The sequence below is a fragment of the Halodesulfurarchaeum formicicum genome (assembly GCF_001886955.1).
Lineage (GTDB): Archaea > Halobacteriota > Halobacteria > Halobacteriales > Halobacteriaceae > Halodesulfurarchaeum > Halodesulfurarchaeum formicicum.
Window position 1 is genome coordinate 158,749 of the sequence record NZ_CP016804.1, and the last position, 19,404, is coordinate 178,152.

17 protein-coding genes are annotated in these 19,404 nt (G+C 66.2%); 11 read left to right on the forward strand and 6 right to left on the reverse strand.

What is annotated here, in order from left to right; translation table 11 throughout:
* The first annotated feature begins 76 nt into the window (after positions 1-76).
* Entirely contained in the window at positions 77-2,068 is a 1,992-nt protein-coding gene (locus HSR6_RS00810) for a DUF460 domain-containing protein (RefSeq protein WP_071932545.1), read from the forward strand.
* A gap of 44 nt (positions 2,069-2,112) precedes the next feature.
* Positions 2,113-3,093, forward strand: coding sequence for a tyrosine--tRNA ligase (locus tag HSR6_RS00815; RefSeq protein ID WP_070364153.1), 981 nt, complete (start codon positions 2,113-2,115; stop codon positions 3,091-3,093).
* Here the strand turns inward: HSR6_RS00815 and HSR6_RS00820 are convergent, their stop codons facing one another.
* Positions 3,094-3,552 (reverse strand): arsenate reductase ArsC, encoded by a 459-nt coding sequence (locus HSR6_RS00820; protein WP_071932546.1) that lies wholly within the window; start codon positions 3,550-3,552, stop codon positions 3,094-3,096.
* A 100-nt stretch (positions 3,553-3,652) separates the two neighbouring features.
* On the opposite strand from HSR6_RS00820, the gene eif1A reads away from it, so the two are divergent.
* From eif1A to thsA, 4 genes are all read left to right on the forward strand, one after another.
* The gene (gene eif1A, locus HSR6_RS00825) at positions 3,653-3,940 is read left to right on the forward strand and encodes a translation initiation factor eIF-1A (RefSeq protein WP_070364155.1); all 288 of its coding nucleotides are present in this window, start codon (positions 3,653-3,655) and stop codon (positions 3,938-3,940) included.
* Between the two features lie 3 nt (positions 3,941-3,943).
* The gene (gene rio1, locus HSR6_RS00830; RefSeq protein ID WP_071932547.1) at positions 3,944-4,780 is read left to right on the forward strand and encodes a serine/threonine-protein kinase Rio1; all 837 of its coding nucleotides are present in this window, start codon (positions 3,944-3,946) and stop codon (positions 4,778-4,780) included.
* Between the two features lie 46 nt (positions 4,781-4,826).
* Complete coding sequence (locus HSR6_RS00835) at positions 4,827-5,378, forward strand: KH domain-containing protein (RefSeq protein WP_070364157.1); 552 nt, start codon at positions 4,827-4,829, stop codon at positions 5,376-5,378.
* A 137-nt stretch (positions 5,379-5,515) separates the two neighbouring features.
* Entirely contained in the window at positions 5,516-7,201 is a 1,686-nt protein-coding gene (gene thsA / locus HSR6_RS00840) for a thermosome subunit alpha (RefSeq protein WP_070365884.1), read from the forward strand.
* Between the two features lie 305 nt (positions 7,202-7,506).
* Here the strand turns inward: thsA and HSR6_RS00845 are convergent, their stop codons facing one another.
* Positions 7,507-7,677 carry a DUF1059 domain-containing protein gene (locus HSR6_RS00845; RefSeq protein ID WP_071932548.1) on the reverse strand — a complete coding sequence of 57 codons (171 nt, stop codon included), beginning with the start codon at positions 7,675-7,677 and terminating at the stop codon, positions 7,507-7,509.
* Between the two features lie 168 nt (positions 7,678-7,845).
* Between HSR6_RS00845 and HSR6_RS00850 the strand changes: the two genes are divergently transcribed.
* Together HSR6_RS00850 and HSR6_RS00855 are read left to right on the forward strand one after the other, a co-directional pair.
* Positions 7,846-8,382, forward strand: a complete 537-nt coding sequence (locus tag HSR6_RS00850) for a helix-turn-helix domain-containing protein (RefSeq protein WP_071932549.1) — start codon at positions 7,846-7,848, stop codon at positions 8,380-8,382.
* Positions 8,383-8,450: 68 nt separating this feature from the next.
* The gene (locus tag HSR6_RS00855; RefSeq protein ID WP_071932550.1) at positions 8,451-9,446 is read left to right on the forward strand and encodes an ornithine cyclodeaminase family protein; all 996 of its coding nucleotides are present in this window, start codon (positions 8,451-8,453) and stop codon (positions 9,444-9,446) included.
* Here the strand turns inward: HSR6_RS00855 and leuS are convergent, their stop codons facing one another.
* The 4 genes from leuS to lpdA all read right to left on the reverse strand — a co-directional run bounded on the left by leuS (position 9,447) and on the right by lpdA (position 15,099).
* Positions 9,447-12,281 (reverse strand): leucine--tRNA ligase, encoded by a 2,835-nt coding sequence (leuS, locus tag HSR6_RS00860; protein ID WP_071932551.1) that lies wholly within the window; start codon positions 12,279-12,281, stop codon positions 9,447-9,449.
* Positions 12,282-12,348: 67 nt separating this feature from the next.
* Complete coding sequence (locus tag HSR6_RS00865; RefSeq protein ID WP_071932552.1) at positions 12,349-12,783, reverse strand: Hsp20/alpha crystallin family protein; 435 nt, start codon at positions 12,781-12,783, stop codon at positions 12,349-12,351.
* A gap of 53 nt (positions 12,784-12,836) precedes the next feature.
* Positions 12,837-13,643, reverse strand: a complete 807-nt coding sequence (pheA, locus tag HSR6_RS00870) for a prephenate dehydratase (protein WP_071932553.1) — start codon at positions 13,641-13,643, stop codon at positions 12,837-12,839.
* Between the two features lie 40 nt (positions 13,644-13,683).
* The gene (gene lpdA, locus HSR6_RS00875; RefSeq protein WP_071932554.1) at positions 13,684-15,099 is read right to left on the reverse strand and encodes a dihydrolipoyl dehydrogenase; all 1,416 of its coding nucleotides are present in this window, start codon (positions 15,097-15,099) and stop codon (positions 13,684-13,686) included.
* A gap of 90 nt (positions 15,100-15,189) precedes the next feature.
* Between lpdA and HSR6_RS00880 the strand changes: the two genes are divergently transcribed.
* Genes HSR6_RS00880 through endA form a run of 3 tightly spaced genes read left to right on the forward strand, consistent with a single transcriptional unit; the run spans position 15,190 to position 19,403 of the window.
* Complete coding sequence (locus tag HSR6_RS00880) at positions 15,190-17,526, forward strand: DEAD/DEAH box helicase (protein WP_071932555.1); 2,337 nt, start codon at positions 15,190-15,192, stop codon at positions 17,524-17,526.
* A gap of 40 nt (positions 17,527-17,566) precedes the next feature.
* A complete protein-coding gene (locus HSR6_RS00885) occupies positions 17,567-18,322 on the forward strand; it encodes an endonuclease NucS domain-containing protein (RefSeq protein ID WP_071932556.1) in 756 nt (251 codons plus the stop codon).
* Between the two features lie 25 nt (positions 18,323-18,347).
* Positions 18,348-19,403 carry a tRNA-intron lyase gene (gene endA, locus HSR6_RS00890; RefSeq protein ID WP_070364165.1) on the forward strand — a complete coding sequence of 352 codons (1,056 nt, stop codon included), beginning with the start codon at positions 18,348-18,350 and terminating at the stop codon, positions 19,401-19,403.
* Position 19,404 lies beyond the last annotated feature (1 nt).

The window sequence follows — 19,404 nt, forward strand, 5'->3', positions numbered from 1 at the left end:
GTGTCCGATCCGTACACGTCCGCTCAGGGCTGCCCCGGCCGGAACGAACTTATTCGCCTCGCCGTTATGTCCGTCCGTGAGTACGCGGACCGACGCCCTCGACGCCGTGGTCTTCGGCGTCGACGTGCAGAGCGGTGACGTGCGAGGTGACACGCCGTCGTATGCCCTCTGTGTCTTCGACGGGACGGACCTCGAACGGACGACCGTGAGCTATCACAAACTCCTGCGTCGGGTGCAGGAGACCGAACCGGCCCTCCTCGCGACGGACAACATGTACGAGCTGGCGGCGGACAAGGACGATCTCGTCCGCTTTCTGAAACGCCTTCCCGCCGAGACCCGGCTCGTCCAGGTCACGGGCGATCAGCGCCCGGAGCCACTCTCCCGGGTGGCCAACCGCCACGGCGTGCCCTACGACTCCGATCCCATGGCCGAGGCCGAGGCGGCAGCCCGACTCGCCGCCCGCAACGTGGGGTTTGCGGTCCGGGCGTTTACGGACCGGACGACGGTCAAGGTCTCCCGGGGCCGCTCCATCGGGAAGGGCGGGTCGAGCGAGGACCGATACACCCGGCGCATCCACGGGCACGTCAAGACCGAAGCTCGCCGGGTGGCCTCGGCCCTGGAGGAGGCCGGCCTGGACTTCGAGCGCTCGGTCACCGAGAAGTACGGCGGTTTTTCGAATGCCGTCTTCACCGTCGAGGCCCCAATGAGCGAGATCCCGGTTTCGGGCGGTCGTTCCGGTGACACCCGCATCGAGATCGAACCGGTCGAACGGGACGGTATCGACTTCGAACCGCTTGTCACCCGCCGGGACCGGGTCTTTGTGGGCGTCGACCCGGGGACGACGACCGCGGTGGGGATCGTCGACCTCGACGGCGAGCCCCTGGAGACCTGGCACAGCCGAACCGCGGACATGGCGACGGTTATCGAGTGGATCATCGAGCGCGGTCGACCAGTGCTGGTCGCGGCCGACGTCACGCCGATACCCGAGACTGTCGAGAAGATCCGTCGTTCCTTCGACGCGGCGGCCTGGACGCCCACCGCGGACCTCCCGGTCGACGAGAAGCTCCATCGAACCCGGAACGCCGCCACGGCCAACGACCACGAGCGGGACGCCCTGGCGGCGGCACTGTTCGCCCACGACGACTACGCGGACACGATCGAGCGGGTAACCCGGAAGGTGCCCCGGTCGGCAGATCGGGACGAGATCGTGGGCGAGGTGATCGCCGAGGACCTCTCCGTCGAGGCGGTTCTCCGGGACCGGGCGGAACCCGAAACGGGGGCCGAAGAATCCGCCGGACCCGAACCGGCCGAGCCCTCGCCCGAACAGCGCCGGATCAACGACCTGGAGACTCAGGTCGACCGGCTGCAATCACACGTGGAGGACCTCAAGGGCCGACTCGATACGAAAGACGAGACGATCGCGGAGCTTCGGGACAAGCTCTCGGACGCCAAACGCGAGGAACGCACCGAGGCCCGGACTAGGCGGGAGGTGTCGAAACTCCGCTGGGAGAACGACCGCCTGGAGGCCGAACTCGACGAACAGCGCCGGGCCCGGGAGACCCTCGAAGAGAAACTCGAACGGCTGAAGGCCCTCTGGAAGCTCGATCACTCGAACTTCGCGGACGTGGCCCAGGAGGGGTTGACCCCAGTGAAGGTGATCGAGAAGTTCACCGTCGAGGCCATCGAGGCCGCCGAGGCGGCCTACGGTATCGCGGCGGGGGATGTGGTCTACCTGCGGGACGCCTCCGGGGCGGGTCGCCGGACGGCCGAGCGACTGATCGAGCACGAACCCCGGCTGGTCGTCCGGAACGGCGGGATCTCGGACGTGGCCGATCAACTGCTCTTCGAGGCCGACGTGCCAGTCGCCCCCGCCGAGATGGTCACGATCCAGGAGGTCGACGAACTGGCGGTCGCCCGCGAGGACGATATCGAGGCGGCTATCGCGGATTGGGCGGATCGCGCCGAGGAACGCTCCCGCTCGCAGAACGCCGCGATGGTCGATCAGCTTATCTCCGAGCACCGGGCGGACCGGCGGGACGCGGACCCGAGTGAACTGCTCGACTCCTGAGTGCTTTCAGAAATACTAACCCGCCGGGCCGTTTCCGGGGCTGTATGGATACGTTCGACCTCCTGACGCGGAACGCCTCGGAGGTGGTTACCGAGGAGGAGCTTCGGGACCTGGCCGCCGATCCCGACGGGAAGCGGGCCTACGTGGGGTATGAGCCCTCCGGCGTGCTCCACCTGGGTCACCTGCTGACCGCGAACAAGCTCATCGACCTGCAGGAGGCCGGGATGGAGGTCGTCGTGCTGCTGGCGGACGTCCACGCCTATCTCAACGGGAAGGGCACCTTCGAGGAGATCCAGGCCACGGCCGAGCAGATGCAGGCCCAGTTCGTCGCGTACGGGCTCGACCCCGAGCAGACCGAATTCCGGTACGGCTCGGAGTTCCAGCTCGACGAGGAGTACGTGCTCGACGTGCACGCCCTGGCGGTCGACACGTCGCTCAACCGGGCCCAGCGCGCCATGGCCGAGATCAAGGGCGACGAGACGGTCACGGTCTCACACGTCGTCTACCCCCTGATGCAGACCTTAGACATCGAGTACCTCGATCTGGACCTGGCCGTGGGCGGGATGGACCAGCGCAAGGTCCACATGCTCGCTCGCGAGGGCCTGCGCAGCCTGGAGTACGACGTGCGCCCGGCGATTCACACCCCGATTCTCGGGGATCTGGAGAGCGGCGACGGGAAGATGTCCTCCAGTGCGGGGCTGACCATCTCGATGGAAGACTCCCGCGAGGACATCGAGGAGAAGGTCAACGCGGCGTTCTGTCCGCCGACCCGGGATCCCGAGGGCGACCTGGTCAATCCGGTCCTCCAGCTGTACCAGTACCACGTCTTCCCCCGCTTCGAGACGGTGCGGATCGACCGTCCCGAGGAGTACGGCGGCGACCTGGTCTATGACTCGTTCGAGGCGCTCGCGGCTGATCTGGAGTCGGGCGAACTTCACCCGGCCGACGCGAAGTCCGGGCTGGCCGCCCACCTCGACGAACTCATCGCACCCGGCCGGGAACGACTGCAAGAACTGCGGTCCTGATCAGAATTCGGGCTCGATTTCGCCCGACGTGGGTTCGTCCTCGGCTCGGACTGCTTCGAGCAACGACTCGACTCGCTCGGCGATCTCATCGCGGATCTCTCGGACCACGTCGAGTGGCTGCCCACCCGGGTCCGGAAGCCCCCAGTCGCGGCTGTCACCCCGCCAGGTGGCCGGGCAGACGTCGTCGGCCGAACAGCCCATGGTAATCACGTAATCCATTTCCATGACCGTCTCGCGCGGGAGTTTTCGGGGTTGGTTCTCCGAGATGTCGATTCCCGTCTCGGCCATGGCCTCGATCACCACGTCGTGGACCGCCGCGGCGGGGTCCGTGCCGCCGGAGTGGATCTCGATCCCGTCGAGGTCGCGCTCCTCGACGGTCCGCCTGGCGAATGCCGCCGCCATCTGGCTCCGGCCGGCGTTCTCGACACAGACGAAGGCGATCCGGGTGGGCTCGCTCATCGCTGTCCCTTGAGCGGCCGAAAGTAAAGGGGTGCTCCTATGGGTGGTCGCCCGGACTCGTGTGATTGGGTTTAAGCGTTTGTGTCGCCAATCCGGAGTCATGAGCGAGAACGAGCGTGGCCGGACTGACCTCAGGATGCCCGACGAGGACGAGGTATTCGCCGTGGTCGAGAACATGCTCGGAGCGAACCGGGTGCAGGTCCGGTGTGCGGACGGCGTCGAGCGCACTGCCCGCATTCCGGGCCGGATGCAGAAACGGATCTGGATCCGCGAGGACGACGTGGTCCTGGTCGAACCCTGGGACTGGCAGGACGAGAAGGGCGACATCGTCTGGCGATACGAGAAAAGCGAGGCCGACCAACTCCGCGAGGAAGGGCACATCCAATGACCCGTGACTGAGTTCGTCGAATCGGGCGACTCCGCCGAGTGGGAGGAGATCGAGGTTCGGGACACCGAAGCCGACCGGATCGCGCGCCGACAGGACCGGGAGTTCTCCGAGTTCCGGAAACGGCTGAAGGACACCGAGCAGTTCAAAGTCGAGGGCTCGGTCTTCGATGATGCCACCTACGCCGCCCTGTACAAACTCGTCCAGGACGACTACCTCCAGGCCTTCGGGGGGCCGATTTCGACGGGCAAGGAGGCAAACGTCTACGAGGCCATCGGCGAGGACGGGGAGACCGTCGCGGTGAAAGTCTATCTCACGACGACGAGCAACTTCCAGCAGATGAGCGACTACCTGGCCGGCGACCCCCGATTCGAGGGGATCAGGGGTACCACCACGAAGGTCGTCATCGCGTGGGTGCGCAAGGAGTTCTCGAACCTGCGTCGGGCGAGGGAGGCCGGGGTGGCCGTCCCCGACCCGATCGCCGTCCAGCGCAACGTCCTCGTGATGGAGTATCTGGGTGACGAGGACGGGCCGGCACCGACCCTCGACGAGGTCGAGATCGAGAACCCCGAGACTGCCTTCTCGGTCGTCAGGGAGTACATGCGACGGCTCTACGACGCGGGCCTGGTGCATGGCGATCTCAGCGAGTACAATCTGGTCGTCCACGACGGCCAGATCACCGTGATCGACGTGGGCCAGGCGGTCACCGTCCACCACCCGAACGCCGAGGACTTCCTCGAACGGGACTGCAAAAACGTCGCCTCGTTTTTTGCCGATCTGGGCGTGGACGTCACGACGGACTCGTTGCGGGCGTATCTGGACGCGGAAGCGTCCCCGCCGTAGCCCGGCGGAACGAACGCTTAAACCCGCTGAGTGGGTACGTCCGCCCATGCAACACGTGAAGATTCCGACGGAGCGGATCGGGGTCCTCATCGGCGAAGGGGGTGAGACGGTCGAGACCATCGAGCGACTGGCGGAGGTCGAACTCACCGTCGACTCCGAGAACGGGGCCGTCCGCGTGGAGTCCGTGGGGGACTCCGTGAAGGCCATGACGGCGACGGACATCGTGGAAGCCATCGGCCGGGGCTTCTCGCCGGAGGAGGCGCTGACCCTGCTGGACGACGAGCTCCGGATGTTCGACGTCATCGACATCGAGCGGGCCGCGCGGAACGACAACGACCTGCGACGTCAGAAGGGCCGACTCATCGGTGAGGGTGGACGCACCCGCGAACTGATGGAGGAGCTGACCGGGGCGAGCGTGGTCATCTACGGGTCGACCATGGGCATCATCGGTCAGCCACGCGAGGTCGAGATCGTGCGGAGCGCCGCGGACATGCTGCTCGACGGCGCGCCACACGGTGCGGTGTACTCCTTCCTGGAGCGAAAGCGCGTCGAGGAGCTGAAGAGCCAGGGCATGGATTACCACGAGTACTCGGACTGAGTGCCAGGATTTCCTCCTAAAGGGCAGTTCTATGTGAGTGGGTTACACACTTCTGGGGCGCTGGGCCGCCGGTTTTCGTGCTCGTCCAAAGCACTTATATAGAATGGCAAAACAACTCCCTCTCGAACATGGCACAGATGGGTAATCAACCCCTCATCGTTCTCTCCGAGGAGTCCCAGCGAACATCCGGCGAAGACGCACAGTCGATGAACATCACGGCCGGCAAGGCCGTCGCCGAGTCCGTCCGCACGACACTCGGCCCGAAAGGCATGGACAAGATGCTCGTCGACTCGACGGGCAACGTCGTGGTGACAAACGACGGCGTCACCATCCTCAAGGAGATGGACATCGAGCACCCGGCGGCCAACATGATCGTCGAGGTCGCCGAGACCCAGGAGAACGAGGTCGGTGACGGCACCACGACCGCCGTCATCGTCTCCGGCGAACTCCTGAAGGAGGCCGAGAACCTGCTCGACCAGGACATCCACGCGACCACGCTGGCCCAGGGGTACCGCGAGGCCGCCGAGGAGGCCAAGGACCTCCTGGAGGAGCAGGCTATCGAGATCTCCACCGAGGACACCGAGCACCTCGAACAGATCGCCGCGACGGCGATGACCGGCAAGGGTGCAGAAACCGCCAAGGACACCCTCTCCTCGCTGGTTGTCTCGGCCGTCCAGTCGGTCGCCGACGAGACTGGCATCGACACGGACAACGTGAAAGTCGAGAAGGTCGTCGGCGGCTCCATCGACAACTCCGAACTGGTCGAGGGCGTCATCGTCGACAAGACTCGCGTCGACGAGAACATGCCCTACGCGGTCGAGGACGCCAACGTCGCGCTCGTCGACTCCGGGCTGGAGGTCGAGGAGACCGAGATCGACACCGAGGTCAACGTCACCGACCCCGATCAGCTCGAGGAGTTCCTGGAGCGCGAGGAAGCCCAGCTCCGCGAGCTGGTCGATGCCCTCGTCGCGGTCGACACCGACGTGGTCTTCGTCGACGGCGGTATCGACGACATGGCCCAGCACTTCCTGGCCCAGGAGGGCATTCTCGCCGTCCGGCGGGTCAAGTCCGACGACATGACCCGCCTCGCCCGCGCCACGGGTGCGACCCCGGTTTCCAGCGTCCGTGACATCACCAGCGAGGACCTCGGGCAGGCCGGTTCGATCGCCCAGCGTGACGTCGGTGGCGACGAGCGCATCTTCATCGAGGACGTCGAGGAAGCCAAGTCCGTCACGATGATTCTGCGGGGCGGCACGGAACACGTCGTCGACGAGGTCGAGCGAGCCATCGAGGACTCGATGCACGTGGTTCGGGTCACCCTGGAGGACGGCAAGGTCGTCCCCGGCGGTGGCTCCCCCGAGACCCAGCTTGCCCTGGAGCTTCGGGACTTCGCAGATTCGGTCGGTGGGCGCGAGGCCCTGGCCATCGAGCACTTCGCCGATGCGCTTGAGGTCGTCCCGCGCACCCTGGCCGAGAACGCGGGTCACGACCCGATCGACTCCCTGGTCGACCTGCGCAGCCAGCACGACAGCGGCTCGACCGGTGCCGGGCTGGACGCCTACACGGGCGACGTGGTCGACATGGAAGGTGAAGGTGTCGTCGAGCCCCTCCGCGTGAAGACCCAGGCGATCGAGTCCGCCACGGAGGCCGCCGTGATGATCCTCCGCATCGACGACGTGATCGCCGCCGGCGACCTCAAGGGTGGGGCCGTCGACGGTGACGACGATGACGACATGCCCGCTGGCGGCCCCGGCGGTGCCGGTGGCATGGGCGGCGGCATGGGCGGTATGGGCGGTATGGGTGGCATGGGCGGCGCGATGTAAACGCACGTTTTGCTCTGCGGGGCGCCTTCGGCGCCCCTCGGCAAAACCTGCACTAAAACGCGCCTGCTCCTGTCGCGCGGCCACAGGCCGCGCGGTAGTCCGCGGGCGCGACCGCGAGCACTCAGTGCTCGCGGAGAATAACGAACCTCGCGGAGAATAACGAACCTCGCGGAGAATAACGAACCTCGCGGAGAATAACGAACGGACCTCTACGCTCCGCAAGTGAGCTCTGTAACACGGCCCACCACGCCCGAACCGTCTGCTGCCGATTTCGTCTGTTCTCCCGTTCGAAAAAGACGCGCCGACTACACCTCGTAGATGCTGTCCTGGAGTTGGCTCACCGTCGCCTCGTCCAACTCCATCTCGGGGTGGGCGCTCTCGACGTGTTCGCGGGCCTGTTCCATGACTTCCTCCTCGGTGCCGGCCTGACAGAACCCGTCACAGCCGTCGACGGGACAGTCCAGTTTGAGTGGCATTGCACCCGTGGGTACGAGCCAGGGTACCATAGGTCTATGTCGCTCGCCAGTTTCGGGCTGGTGAGCGCACAATCCTTATGTAGGGGTACATTTCACGGGCTTGACTGCCGAACGCGGGCATCCGTCCTGGCCCTCGAATTTACATTGTCCCTCGAACAAGTTGTGGCTATGACAACTCCAGCGGCCCAGGTCTTCGAGTGCGAGTCGTGTGCGAACACGCTCGTGGCCGTGCACCGGCCGGACGAACTCCGCTGCTGTGGCGAGGCCATGACTCCGGTTCACCCCGAGGAGCCCATTATCGAGCCGCCCGATCTCGAAACGCTCTGGCGGGAGATCTTTGGTCTCTCCCGAACCCGCATTCTCGTCTGTATCTGTGTGCTGATGGACGAACCCACGACGGTCGCCGAGGTCGCGGAACTGAGCGATCTGAGCGAGAGTACCGTCTCGAATCACCTCGATCCGCTCGTGGCGGCCGGTATTCTGGAGCGTTCGGTTCGGAACCTCCGGGCGGGCGGAACGATTCACGTCTATCGTGGGGCTTCGATCGAGACCCAGCAGGCGATCTATCGCCGCGGGCTATTCACGTGGTTCGCACGGGCGATCTCCATGATCGACGCGTACAGTCCGGACCAACTCAAAGCGCCCTACACCGCGGTTGCGGAGACCGAAACCCAGCAGGCACAGGCCGCGGTGTTCTGGGACTGACCAGGGCGTTGGGGGATGGAAAAACGAATTCGCCGCCATATAAGTACGCCCTCGTCAAAGTTCCAGATATGCCAGCGCGCACAACGCGCCTTCTGAACGGTGACCAGGTCGACCGCGAGATGCCCATGGACGAACTCATCGCCGGTGTCGAGGACGCGTTCCGGGCCTACGAGCTCGGCAACGCCCAGATGCCCGCGAAGTCCTACGTGGATCTCCGCAAGTACAACGGCGACTTCCGCTCGATGCCGGCCTACCTCGAAACCGAGGACTGGGACGCGGCTGCGATCAAGTGGGTCAACGTCCACCCGGACAACCCCGAGAAGTTCGACCTGCCCACCGTCATGGGCACGGTCATCTACAGCGATCCGGAGACGGCCTATCCGCTCGCGTTGATCGACGGGACGGTCCTCACGAAAAAGCGCACCGGCGCGGCCGCCGGCGTCGCGACCGACTACCTCGCCGTCGAGGACGCCTCCTCGATGGGGATCGTCGGGGCCGGGATCCAGGCCTACACCCAGCTCGAGGCCGTCGCGACGGTTCGGGACATCGAGGAGGTCGTGGTCTCGGACGTCGACGACGAGGCCGTCCAGGCCTTCATCGATCACTTCGAGGACCGGTTCGACGTTCGCGGCGGCTCGGTCAGCGAGGCCGCGAGCTGCGACGTGCTCTCGACGGTAACACCCGTCCGGGAGCCGATCGTGAGCGCCGCGGACGTCGGCGAGCACACTCACATCAACGCGATGGGCGCCGACGCCGAGGGCAAGCAGGAACTGGCCGATGACCTCATGCAGGACGCGACGATCGTCATCGACGATTACGAGCAGTGCACTCACTCGGGCGAGATCAACGTCCCGTTCCACGAGGGGGTCATCGACGACGCGGACATCTACGGCGAGATCGGCGAGATCGTCGCCGGGAACAAGCCCGGCCGCGAGGGCATCGACGGTGTCACCGTCTTCGACAGCACCGGCCTGGCGATTCAGGACGTCGCCGCGGCCCACGTGGTCTACGAGCACGCGACCGAGGAAGGAATCGGGACCGACTTCGACCTGCTCGGGGTCTAACTACTCCAGGAGAATTGCCGGACGGAACGGTTCTGCCTGTTCGGCTTTCGACGCCTCGGTTTCTGACTCGGGGACGACCGCGACTGTCGCGTCGTAGGTCCGGGCGAGGAAGCGGGCCGCCTCCTCGTACAGGTCGGTCTCGTCGATCTCCGAGAGCGCCTCGATCTCTTCCTCGCTGCGTTCTCGCACCACCTCGATCAGACTTCCCACGAGGTCGTTGACGGCCTCGCCTTTTTCTCGGAGTTCGGGATCGGACATGACCTCGCTCATCGCGGCGCCCTGATCGGGGCCGGTTTCGAGCACGGTCTCGAAGACCCGGTGTTTCCAGTCCGCGGCCAGGAAGAGCCGGATCTCCGTGGGGTCGGTGCCGGTGACGTCCACGATGTCACGCACGTCCTCGGTGACGGCCTCGATCAGTCGCTCTTCGGTCTCGACGACCTCGCTCTCCAGGCTGGGGTCCGGCTCCGGCCAGGCGGCGTCCTCGACGGGCTCGCCGGCCAGTTGCTCGTGGAGTTCGTTCGTCATGAACGGGATGATGGGGGCGAGCAGCCGGAGCCGGGTCCGGAGGACTTCCGCGCGCGTCCAGCGTGCGCCGGGACGGTCGAGGTCGGTGCGCTTGCGGTACCAGCGCAGCACCTCTTCGAGCTGGTAGAAGGCGTCCTGGCTCGCGTGCCGGGTACTGAATCCCTCCATCGCGTCGGTCACCTTGCGGATTATGCCCTGTAGCTCGGAGAGCAGCCAGCGGTCGATGCGCTCCAGTTCCGGCTGGGTCTCGGGCACCTCGCTCTGGATGATCTCCTGGGCCCGTCGCCAAAATCCGGCGAGCTGGTCGCGGGTGCCCTGTACGTCCTCGGCCCGCCAGTCGTAGTCCTGCCAGGGCTCCGCGGAGTTTAGCAGGAAAAAGCGGACCGTGTCCGCGCCGTACTCCTCGATGGCGTCGGTCGGGAGAACGACGTGGCCCTTCGAGGAGGACATCTTCGTCCCTTCGAGCAGGCCCATGCCCATGATGGTGATGCCCTGGGGCCACTGGGGCTCCTCGAAGAGTTCGGCGTGATGGAAGAGATAGAAGGAGAGGTGATTCGAGATGAGGTCGTTCGCGGAGCAGCGGTAGTCCACGGGATACCAGTAGTCCCACTCCTCGCGCAGTTCGAGGGCCCGCTCGTCGGGGGTTTCGACCGCGTCCGGGCCGTAGAACAGCGTGTCGAAAAAGTCCCGGGTGAGATCCTCGGTGGGCACGTCTTCGATCCGGTGGGCGATCGTGTAGTAGGCCATGTAGATCGTCGAGTCCGAGAGGGGCTCGATCACGAAGTCCTCGTCCCACGGGAGTTTGGTGCCCAGCCCGTAGTTGCGGATGCAGGGCCACTCGTTGAGCCAGTCGATCGTGTGGTAGTACTGCTCCCGGGTGTTCTCCGGGATCGCGTCCATGTTCCGGACGATCTTGCGGGTCTCTTCCTTCCAATCCTCGTCGCTGTAGCGCAGGAACCAGGTCTCCTGTTTGGCGACCTCGACTGTCCCGCCACACCGACAGACCACGTCCTCGGAGAACTCATGCATCGTGTCGAAGGCCCCCTGGGACTGGAAGTGGGCAGCGAGTTCGTCCCGGACGTCCTCGATTACTTCGCCGGCGTATTCGTCGTACATCGCCTTGAGCTGGCCGGCGTGGAACTCCCGGTTGTACACCTGCTGGGTCGCCTCCTCCAGGGCCGGGTCGTCCTGGTCCTCGATGCCGAACTCCTCGACGGCGTCTTTGGCCGGGAACTCGCCGTAGCCCTCCACGTCGATGATCGACCGGGGCTCGATGGCTTCGACTGCTGCGGGGTCGATCCCGTACTCGGCCATTCGCTCCGTGTCGGCCTTGGCCGCCTGGAGGGCCACCCAGTCGTCCGGACTGTGGGCCGGGACGGACATCACGATCCCCGTGGCGTTGTCCGGATCGACGAACGCGGCCGGCAGGATCAAGACCGCCTCCCCGGTGACCGGGTTGGTGACGGTCTCGCCGACCAGTTCCTCGCCGGCGAACTCGCGGTTGACGATGACCTCGCGTTGCTGGAGTTCGAGTTTCTCCACGGCGGCTTTCGAGACGATCCAGTCCTCGCCGTCGACTGTCGCCTCGACGTACTGGCCCTCCGGGAGGATGTAGGCGTTGGTGACCCCCCGGACCGTCTCGGGTCGCAGGGTGGCCATCGGGATGGTCGCCCCGTCGTGACCGAACTTGATGAGCGTGTACTCCTGGAACTCGGCCTCCTCGCCCTCCAGGATGTCGTGGGTCGTGACCGGGTTTTCCTCCTCGGTGCAGTACTTGACGGGGTGCAGGCCCTTCTCCAGGCGGCCCCGATCCCGCAGGGTCTCGTACTGCCAGGTGATGAACTTCGAGTACCGCTCGTCGTTGGTGGTGAACTCCCGCCGCCAGTCGATCGAGAGCCCCAGGGACTGCATGTTCGTCTTGTAGTGGTTCTCGATGAAATACCGGGCAAAACCCATCGGCGTCTCCAGGGATTCGAGTTCGTCCTCGGGGACGTTGTAGGTGTCCCGCAGCACCGAAAGTTGCTCCTCCTCGCCCTTCTGCAGGCGGTTCACCGCCCCGACGATGGGCGTGCCGGTGACGTGCCACCCGATGGGGAAGAGGACGTTGTCTCCCTGCAGGCGGCGATAGCGGGCGTACACGTCCGGGACCGTGTACGTGCGGGCGTGTCCGATGTGCATTCCCCCGCTTGGGTAGGGGTAGGGCACGGTGACGAAGGTCGCCTCCCCGTCGTCCGGATCGGCCTCGTACCGGCCGCGTTCCGCCCAGCGCTCCTGCCACTTCCGCTCGATGTCCCGGGGGGTGTAGTCCATACCAATGGGTCTCGCGGCCGCTCTAAAATGGCTTGTGACACGGCCGGCCAAAACCAGCGCCCGGTCGTTACTCGATCTCGATGGTGTGTGACTCCTCGCTTCCCTCGGCCTTGGGGAGACAGACGGTGAGCACGCCGTTCTTGAACGACGCCTCGACGGTCTCGGCCTCGACTGGCTCGGGGAGGCTCACCCGCCGATCGACGGAGCGTTCGCTGCGTTCGCGGCGGATGTAGCGCCCCGCCTCGGCTTCCTCGGTTTCTGTCTTCCGCTCGGCACAGATGTGAAGCTGGTCGTCGAGCAACTCCACGTCGATGTCCTCGCTCTCGAATCCGGGCAGGTCCGCGGTTACCTCGTAGGCGTCATCGAACTCCGCTAGATCGACCTTGAGTCGGCCTGGCCAGGCCGATTCCAGGGACTGTATCTGGTCGACATCCTCGAACTGATTGCTCATGCGCTCGAGCAGACGCTCGATCTCCTCGAAGGGGTTGGATCGTCGGGTCATGCAATCGAAACTACGTGTCGAGTCGGCAAAAAGATGTCCCCCAAATCACATTTTCAGACGACGTGCTCGACGTCATACGAGCCCATTCGTTTGACCCAGCCCTCCGAGGCGAACTCCTCGATCTCCGCGATCGCCGCCTGGGTCCGTTCCTCGTAGAGCCCCGCTTCCAGGTCGATGTGGAAGACGTAATCCCCGAGTCGCTCGCCGCTGGGTCGGGATTCGAGCCGCGAGAGGTTGATGTCCCGGTCGGCAAAGGGCTCCAAAAGCTCCAGGAGCAGGCCGGGATAGTTGGTGTTCGGGTAGACGATGAGGGAACTTTTGCCCCCGGACACCGAGCGGGCTTCGGGGCCGGCGATGGCGAAAAAGCGGGTGGCATTCGAGTTTTGGTCCTGGATGTCCTCGGCGAGGACCTGCAGGCCGTCCCCGGCGTTGTCCGGGTGGCCGATACCAGCGATGGTGGGGTCCTCGCGGGCCCGTTCGACCCCGCTGGCCGTCGAGGCGACTGCCTCCAGGTCGGCCTCCGGATAGGTCCCAAGCAGGTAGTCCCGACACTGGGCCAGCGCCTGGGAGTGACTGGCGACGGTAGCGAAGTCCTCGCCCTGGGCGAGCAACGCGTGGCGGATCGGTGTGACGATCTCCCGGGTCACCGCCACGTCGGCGTCCGCGAGCGCATCGAGACTCTCCGTGACCGATCCCTCGATGCTGTTCTCGATCGGGACCACTCCCTGCTCGAATTTCCCGCCGGCGACGCCGCTCACGATGCTGTGAACCGACTCCGTGAACGCAATTTCATCGTCCGCGACCGCGGTCGCGGCGCGGTGTGAATAGGTACCCTCGGGACCCAGTGTCACCGTTGTCATGTCCTTCGATACAGCGTCGTGGGGGAAAAGACCGTCGGGCCTATCGGTTCAGCGTGTGGATCGCCTGGCCGAGGGCGTTCTCCGCGGCCTCCATCGTCGACTCCGCGAGGGTGGGGTGGGTGTGGACCGTCTCGGCCACTTCCTCGATCGTTGCGCCAGTCTCGACGGCCAGCCCGAGTTCGGCGATCAGCTCTGAGGCCTTCGGGCCCACGATCCGGGCTCCGAGGACCCGGCCGTCGTCCGCGTCGCCGATGATCCGGACGAATCCGTCCTGGTGGCCGGTGGTGAGCGCCCGGCCACTCGACCGGAATGGGAACTCGCCGATCCGGGTGTTATGGCCCGCGTCTTCGGCCTCGGCTGCGGAGAGCCCGACCATGGCGATCTCCGGGTCGGTGAACACGGCAGCCGGGATGGCCCGGTCGGCCATGGAGGCGTCCTCGCCAGCGATGGCCTCGACGGCGACCAGCCCCTCGGCAGTTCCGGCATGAGCAAGGAGTGGCTCGCCGATCACGTCGCCCCCGGCGAAGACGTGGTCGGTGGTCGTCCGGCCCTGATCGTCGGTCTCGACGAAGCCGTGGTCGTCGAAGTCGATTCCGAGGGCTTCGAGGTTCGCCGAATCGGTGACCGGCTCGCGACCGACCGCCACGATGGCTTTGTCCGCTTCGTAGGCGGTGACTTCGCCGTCCTCGGTCTCGGTTTCGAGGACCAGGCCGTCGCCGTCTTCCGACCAGTCGCTTGCGGCTTCGCCGAACGCAAACTCGATGCCCAGGGCCTCGGCCTGGTCCTCGACCGGCGAGATCAAATCCCGGTCGTAGCCCGGGAGCATCGCATCGAGCATCTCGATGACGGTCACGTCCACGCCGAGTTTGGCAAAGACCATCGAGAGCTCCATCCCGATGTAGCCCGCGCCGACGACGATCAGTTCTTCTGGCAGTTCCTCGAGGGCGAGTGCGTGCTTCGAGGAGAGGATGTACTCGCCGTCGAACTCGAACCCGGGCACCTCGATGGGCCGCGAGCCGGTTGCCACAAGCGCGTTGTCGAACTCGTAGGACTCGGTTTCGCCATCGGCCAGGTCCACAGCGAGGCTGTGCTCGTCCTCGAAGGTGGCCGTCCCTTCGATTACGTTCACGCCGTTTGCCTTGTTGAGTTTCTCGACGGCACCCGTGAGGGTGTCGACGATCCCGTCCTTCCACTCGACCATCTCGGCGAAGTTGACCTCGGGGTCGGCGTAGACACCCATCTCCTCGGCGTGGCTGGCTTCGTGGGCCACGTCGGTGGCGTGGATCAGTGCCTTGGATGGGATACACCCGAAGTTCAGACAGGTGCCGCCGAACGCTCCGGCCTCGATGAGCGTGACGTCGAGCCCGAGCTGACCCGCCCTGATTCCCGCCGCGTAGCCGGCCGTCCCCGCCCCGACGATCGCGAGTTCCGTATGCGTGACATTCTCTCCGGACATGTGAGCCCCTTCCGGCGGAGGGGTATTGAGGTATTCCCTTCCCCGACGGGACGAAACGCCTTTGCGCGGACCACTCCTCTCCCACGACAGATGGACGTCGCCGAGGTCGTGCCCGAATTCGCCGACGTATTTCCCTTCGATTCCTTCAACGAGATGCAGCGAACGGCCCTGCCGGCGGTCCTCGAACGCGAGGACAACGTCGTGATCAGCGCGCCGACTGGCAGCGGGAAGACGGCGCTTGCGGAACTCGCGATCATCAAGGCGCTGGCTGCGGGCGGGACCGCGCTCTTCATCGCCCCGATGCGGGCGCTCACCAACGAGAAGGAAAGCGAGTGGGAACGCATCGAACAGCTCGGGCACTCGGTGTATGTCGTCACCGGCGAGCGGGATCTCAACCCCCGTCGGGCCGAGCGCGCGGACGTGCTGGTGATGACTCCGGAGAAGGTCGATTCGGCCACCCGCAAGCACGACACGCCACGCTATTCGTTTGTGACCGACGTGGACGTGGTAGTCATCGACGAGGTGCACCTGCTTGACTCACGGTCGCGGGGCAGCGTTCTGGAGGTCGTCGTCTCGCGGCTGCGTCGACTCGTCGATCCCCGGATCGTCGCGCTCTCGGCCACGATGGAGAACATCGAGGAGGTCGCCGCCTGGCTGGAGGCCCCCGAGGCCGCGACCTTCGACTTCGGGCCCAGCTATCGGCCGGTCGACCTCCACGCCGGGGTCGAAACCTACACGCACGGCGAGAACGCCTTCGCGGACAAGTATCGGCGGCTGTACACTGCGCTGGACCTGGCCGAACCCCATCTCACCGAGGACGGCCAGGCACTGGTCTTTGTCTCCTCGCGACAGGACACCGTCAAAGCCGCGGAGACCGCCCGCGACGAGATCGCCGAGCGGGACATCCCGGTCGGGGCTCGCGGGGATTATGATTTCCACTCAGAGACCCAGGTTCTTGACAACGACACGCTCCGCCAGTCGGTGCTCGACGGGGTGGCCTTTCATCACGCGGGGCTCTCGAAGTCGGACAAGGACCACGTCGAGGCCTGGTTCCGGGCGGGCAAGATCGATCTCCTGTTCTCGACCTCCACGCTCGCCTGGGGCGTGAATCTGCCCGCCCGCTGTGTCGTGATTCGTGATACCAAACTGCACGACCCGCTGGAGGGCGAGGTGGACATGAGTCCCCTGGACATCCTCCAGATGCTCGGGCGGGCGGGGCGGCCCGGCTACGACGACGTGGGCTATGGCTGGGTCGTCGCGGACCGGGCGGAGGCGGACAAATACCGTCGGCTCCTGCGGGACGGCAAGGAGATCGAATCCCGCCTGGCCGAGAGCCTTCCGGAACACGTCAACGCCGAGATCGCGCTGGGGACGATCGAGGGCCTGGGGGACGTGATGGACTGGCTGGAGACGACCTTCTACTTCCAGCGAGCGGGGTATGCCCCGGGCGAGCAGGCATACGAGGACGTGCGCGAGCGGGTGCGTGCGGTCCTCGATGACCTGCTCGATCGCGGCTTCGTCGAGACCGATCCTGACCTGGGGCTGTCCTCGACTCCGCTGGGGCAACTCGCCTCGGGCTACTACCTCCGGCTTCCCACCGCGAAGCGATTCCGCGACCTCGTGGACAGCGAACCGGCAGCAGAGCCGGTGCTCGCCGCCGTGGCCCGAGCCGAGGAGTTCGACAGCGTGAGCGCCCGGGAGGCCGAACGCGAGGCGATCGACGGCGTGCTGGGTTCGGCCGGTGGCTCGCTCGATCCGGGCGCTCGAAAGGTGCTGGCGATCCTGCAAGCGAGTATGGACGGGGACCTGCCGCCGGAACTCCGGTCGGATGCCTGGGTCATCCGCCAGAACGCACTCCGGCTGCTGGCTGCGGTCCGGGCCTTTTTCGACCGGTTCGACCGCCCCGCCGGCGCGAACCTCACGCGACGGCTCCAGGCCCGGATCGAGACGGGGGTCCCGCCCGAGGCGGTCGGGCTCACCGCGATCGACGGGATCGGAGCCGGCCGCGGGCAACGACTCGCCCAGGCGGGACTCACCGACCCCGGGGCAGTCGTCGAGGCGGGCGTCTCCGGCCTCGTCGAGGCCGGGCTGGGCGAGGAAGTCGCCCGCTCGGTGACAAACCACGCGGCCGGACTCCCCCGGGTCGAGATCGACTGGGGGGCCTTCCCCGAGACCGTTTCGGCCGGCGAGAACGACCTCCAGCAGGTCGCGGTTCGGAACGTCGGGGGCGGCGCGAGGCTGGGAATTCGGGTGACGGTCAACGGCGTCGAGATGACCCGGTCGGTCAACTACGTGACAGACGTAGAACAGGTCCCGGTGGGCGTGTTCGGTTCGGACAACGACGAACTCACCTACGCCGTAACGATTACCTTCCCCGACCACCCGCTCCAGCCGCTGACCGAGACCCGGACGGTCGCCGTCGAGTAGCGGCGCACCTTTATAAGCCAAAACCGGGGCAGTGGAGCCCATGCAGGACTCGATCCGCGTGATCGCCGGCCAGTGTACTGTTACTCACGAGGGCGACTCGACCAGCGAATCCGAGGGGCAGGTCGTCGTGCTGGTGAAACCCGACAACACCGTGCTCGTTCACGACGCGACGGGCTACCGACCGGCCGGGTGGCTCACACGCGCCGAGTCGGTTCAGCTCTCCCTCTCCGAGCAGGCCATCGACTTGCGGGCCCGGATCGAGGAGACCGAACTCCGGGTCACCGGCGAGGACGTGACCGTCACCGAGTTCCCGGCCACGGTCGCTGGGCCCGCAGTCGGGACCTGTCCCACTTGCGGGGCGCAAATGGTGCGCGCCGGCGGGGAGGTCGTCTGTCTGGGCTGTGGGGACGCCTACGCGCTGCCCCGTGACGCCACCGTCACGGATCGGACCTGCTCGGATTGTGGGCTCCCGACCATCTCGGTGACGCGTGGGGCGGCCCTGGAGGTCTGTCTCGACCGGCGCTGTGATCCTATCGACGAGGCCGTTCGGGAGCGATTCGACGGCGAGTGGACCTGTCCGACCTGCGGCTCGGACCTGGAGATCGACCGCCAGCGAACACTCGGCGCTCGCTGCCCGAACTGTGAGGTGCACTATCCCATCCCCGACGGTGTCGTCGATGGCACCTGTGCCTGTGGCCTCCCCGTCTTCGAGACCGACCACGGTCGGCGGTGTCTCGATCCGGACTGCACCCTGGGCGATCTGGACGCCGATTCCCCGCCCGAGCCGCGGCATTGATGCCCGGCCCGACCGAGTCCCCGGTATGGACGCCACGCTTTCCGATGGCGAGGTACACGTCGGTGGGGACGCGCGACAGCGCTTTTTCGACTCGCGTGGCTACGGCCGGCCGCTCACGGGGAACGAGATCGCACTCGCGCCCGTCGAGGCCGCCCACCTCCTCTACCGGGGGGATCTCGACGCCGTCGACGGCCAGGGCTTCCGCGAGTTCCTGACCGCCCGCGGGCCCGGCTTTGGCCCCCGGTTTCTGGTGTACGTCGACCTGCGCGATCGGGGGTTCTACCTTTCGCCCGCCCGCGAGGGGTGGGTTCCGGATGCCGACCCGGCAGTGACCGCTTCCGACGGACCCGACTTCGTCGTCTACCCGCGCGGGAGCGGCCCCGGCGACGGCGAGGTCGCCTATCGGGTGACGGTGTATGGCGAACGCGCCGAGATCGAGGCTGGGACCCTCGAACCGGGCGTGTACGCGATCGTCGACGAAGAGGGTGATCTGACCTATCTGGCCGTCGAGGAGTTCGATCCGGGCGGGGAGACGACCTTCGACGCCCCCGAGAACGCAGTCGGAACCCTCCTCGACGATCGCGTGCTCGTGTGGGACCCACCAGAATCGCTGTACGAGGACGGTTTTTATGGGCAGCCACTCGCGGGTCGGGGCGCGAGCCACGAGGTGCTCCACCTCTCCCTGCTCGAAGCGGCCGACCTCGCTGCTCGCGGGGTGCTCTCCCTGGAGGGGGGCGGGGGTGTAGAGGCGCTCCTCGAACGGGGGCGGGCTGTCGAGGGCGAGCGCTTCGACCGCCGGCTCCGGGTCTATCGCACCGTGCGTGATCGGGGCGCTGTCCCCCGGACCGGCTTCAAGTTTGGCGCGGATTTCCGGGTCTACCGGACCGTCGAGTCCGCCTCGGAACTGGGTCACTCGGAGTTCCTGGTGCGGGCCCGGCCCCGGGATTTCGTCTTCGGACCGCGGGACCTGGCCCTGGACGTGCGGATGGCCCACGGGGTCAGGAAGCGAATGGTATATGGCCTCGACGGGGAAAACGGGGACACGACACGGTGGCTCGCCGTTGGCCGCCTGACGCCCTGAA

What these genes read in the sequence shown, in the direction of transcription:
- HSR6_RS00815 (WP_070364153.1), top strand. Translation starts at nt 2,113, where the DNA reads ATGGATACGTTCGACCTCCTGACGCGGAACGCCTCGGAGGTGGTTACC.
- HSR6_RS00820 (WP_071932546.1), bottom strand. Translation starts at nt 3,552, where the DNA reads ATGAGCGAGCCCACCCGGATCGCCTTCGTCTGTGTCGAGAACGCCGGC.
- eif1A (WP_070364155.1), top strand. Translation starts at nt 3,653, where the DNA reads ATGAGCGAGAACGAGCGTGGCCGGACTGACCTCAGGATGCCCGACGAG.
- HSR6_RS00835 (WP_070364157.1), top strand. Translation starts at nt 4,827, where the DNA reads ATGCAACACGTGAAGATTCCGACGGAGCGGATCGGGGTCCTCATCGGC.
- thsA (WP_070365884.1), top strand. Translation starts at nt 5,516, where the DNA reads ATGGGTAATCAACCCCTCATCGTTCTCTCCGAGGAGTCCCAGCGAACA.
- HSR6_RS00845 (WP_071932548.1), bottom strand. Translation starts at nt 7,677, where the DNA reads ATGCCACTCAAACTGGACTGTCCCGTCGACGGCTGTGACGGGTTCTGT.
- HSR6_RS00850 (WP_071932549.1), top strand. Translation starts at nt 7,846, where the DNA reads ATGACAACTCCAGCGGCCCAGGTCTTCGAGTGCGAGTCGTGTGCGAAC.
- HSR6_RS00855 (WP_071932550.1), top strand. Translation starts at nt 8,451, where the DNA reads ATGCCAGCGCGCACAACGCGCCTTCTGAACGGTGACCAGGTCGACCGC.
- leuS (WP_071932551.1), bottom strand. Translation starts at nt 12,281, where the DNA reads ATGGACTACACCCCCCGGGACATCGAGCGGAAGTGGCAGGAGCGCTGG.
- HSR6_RS00865 (WP_071932552.1), bottom strand. Translation starts at nt 12,783, where the DNA reads ATGACCCGACGATCCAACCCCTTCGAGGAGATCGAGCGTCTGCTCGAG.
- pheA (WP_071932553.1), bottom strand. Translation starts at nt 13,643, where the DNA reads ATGACAACGGTGACACTGGGTCCCGAGGGTACCTATTCACACCGCGCC.
- lpdA (WP_071932554.1), bottom strand. Translation starts at nt 15,099, where the DNA reads ATGTCCGGAGAGAATGTCACGCATACGGAACTCGCGATCGTCGGGGCG.
- HSR6_RS00880 (WP_071932555.1), top strand. Translation starts at nt 15,190, where the DNA reads ATGGACGTCGCCGAGGTCGTGCCCGAATTCGCCGACGTATTTCCCTTC.
- HSR6_RS00885 (WP_071932556.1), top strand. Translation starts at nt 17,567, where the DNA reads ATGCAGGACTCGATCCGCGTGATCGCCGGCCAGTGTACTGTTACTCAC.
- endA (WP_070364165.1), top strand. Translation starts at nt 18,348, where the DNA reads ATGGACGCCACGCTTTCCGATGGCGAGGTACACGTCGGTGGGGACGCG.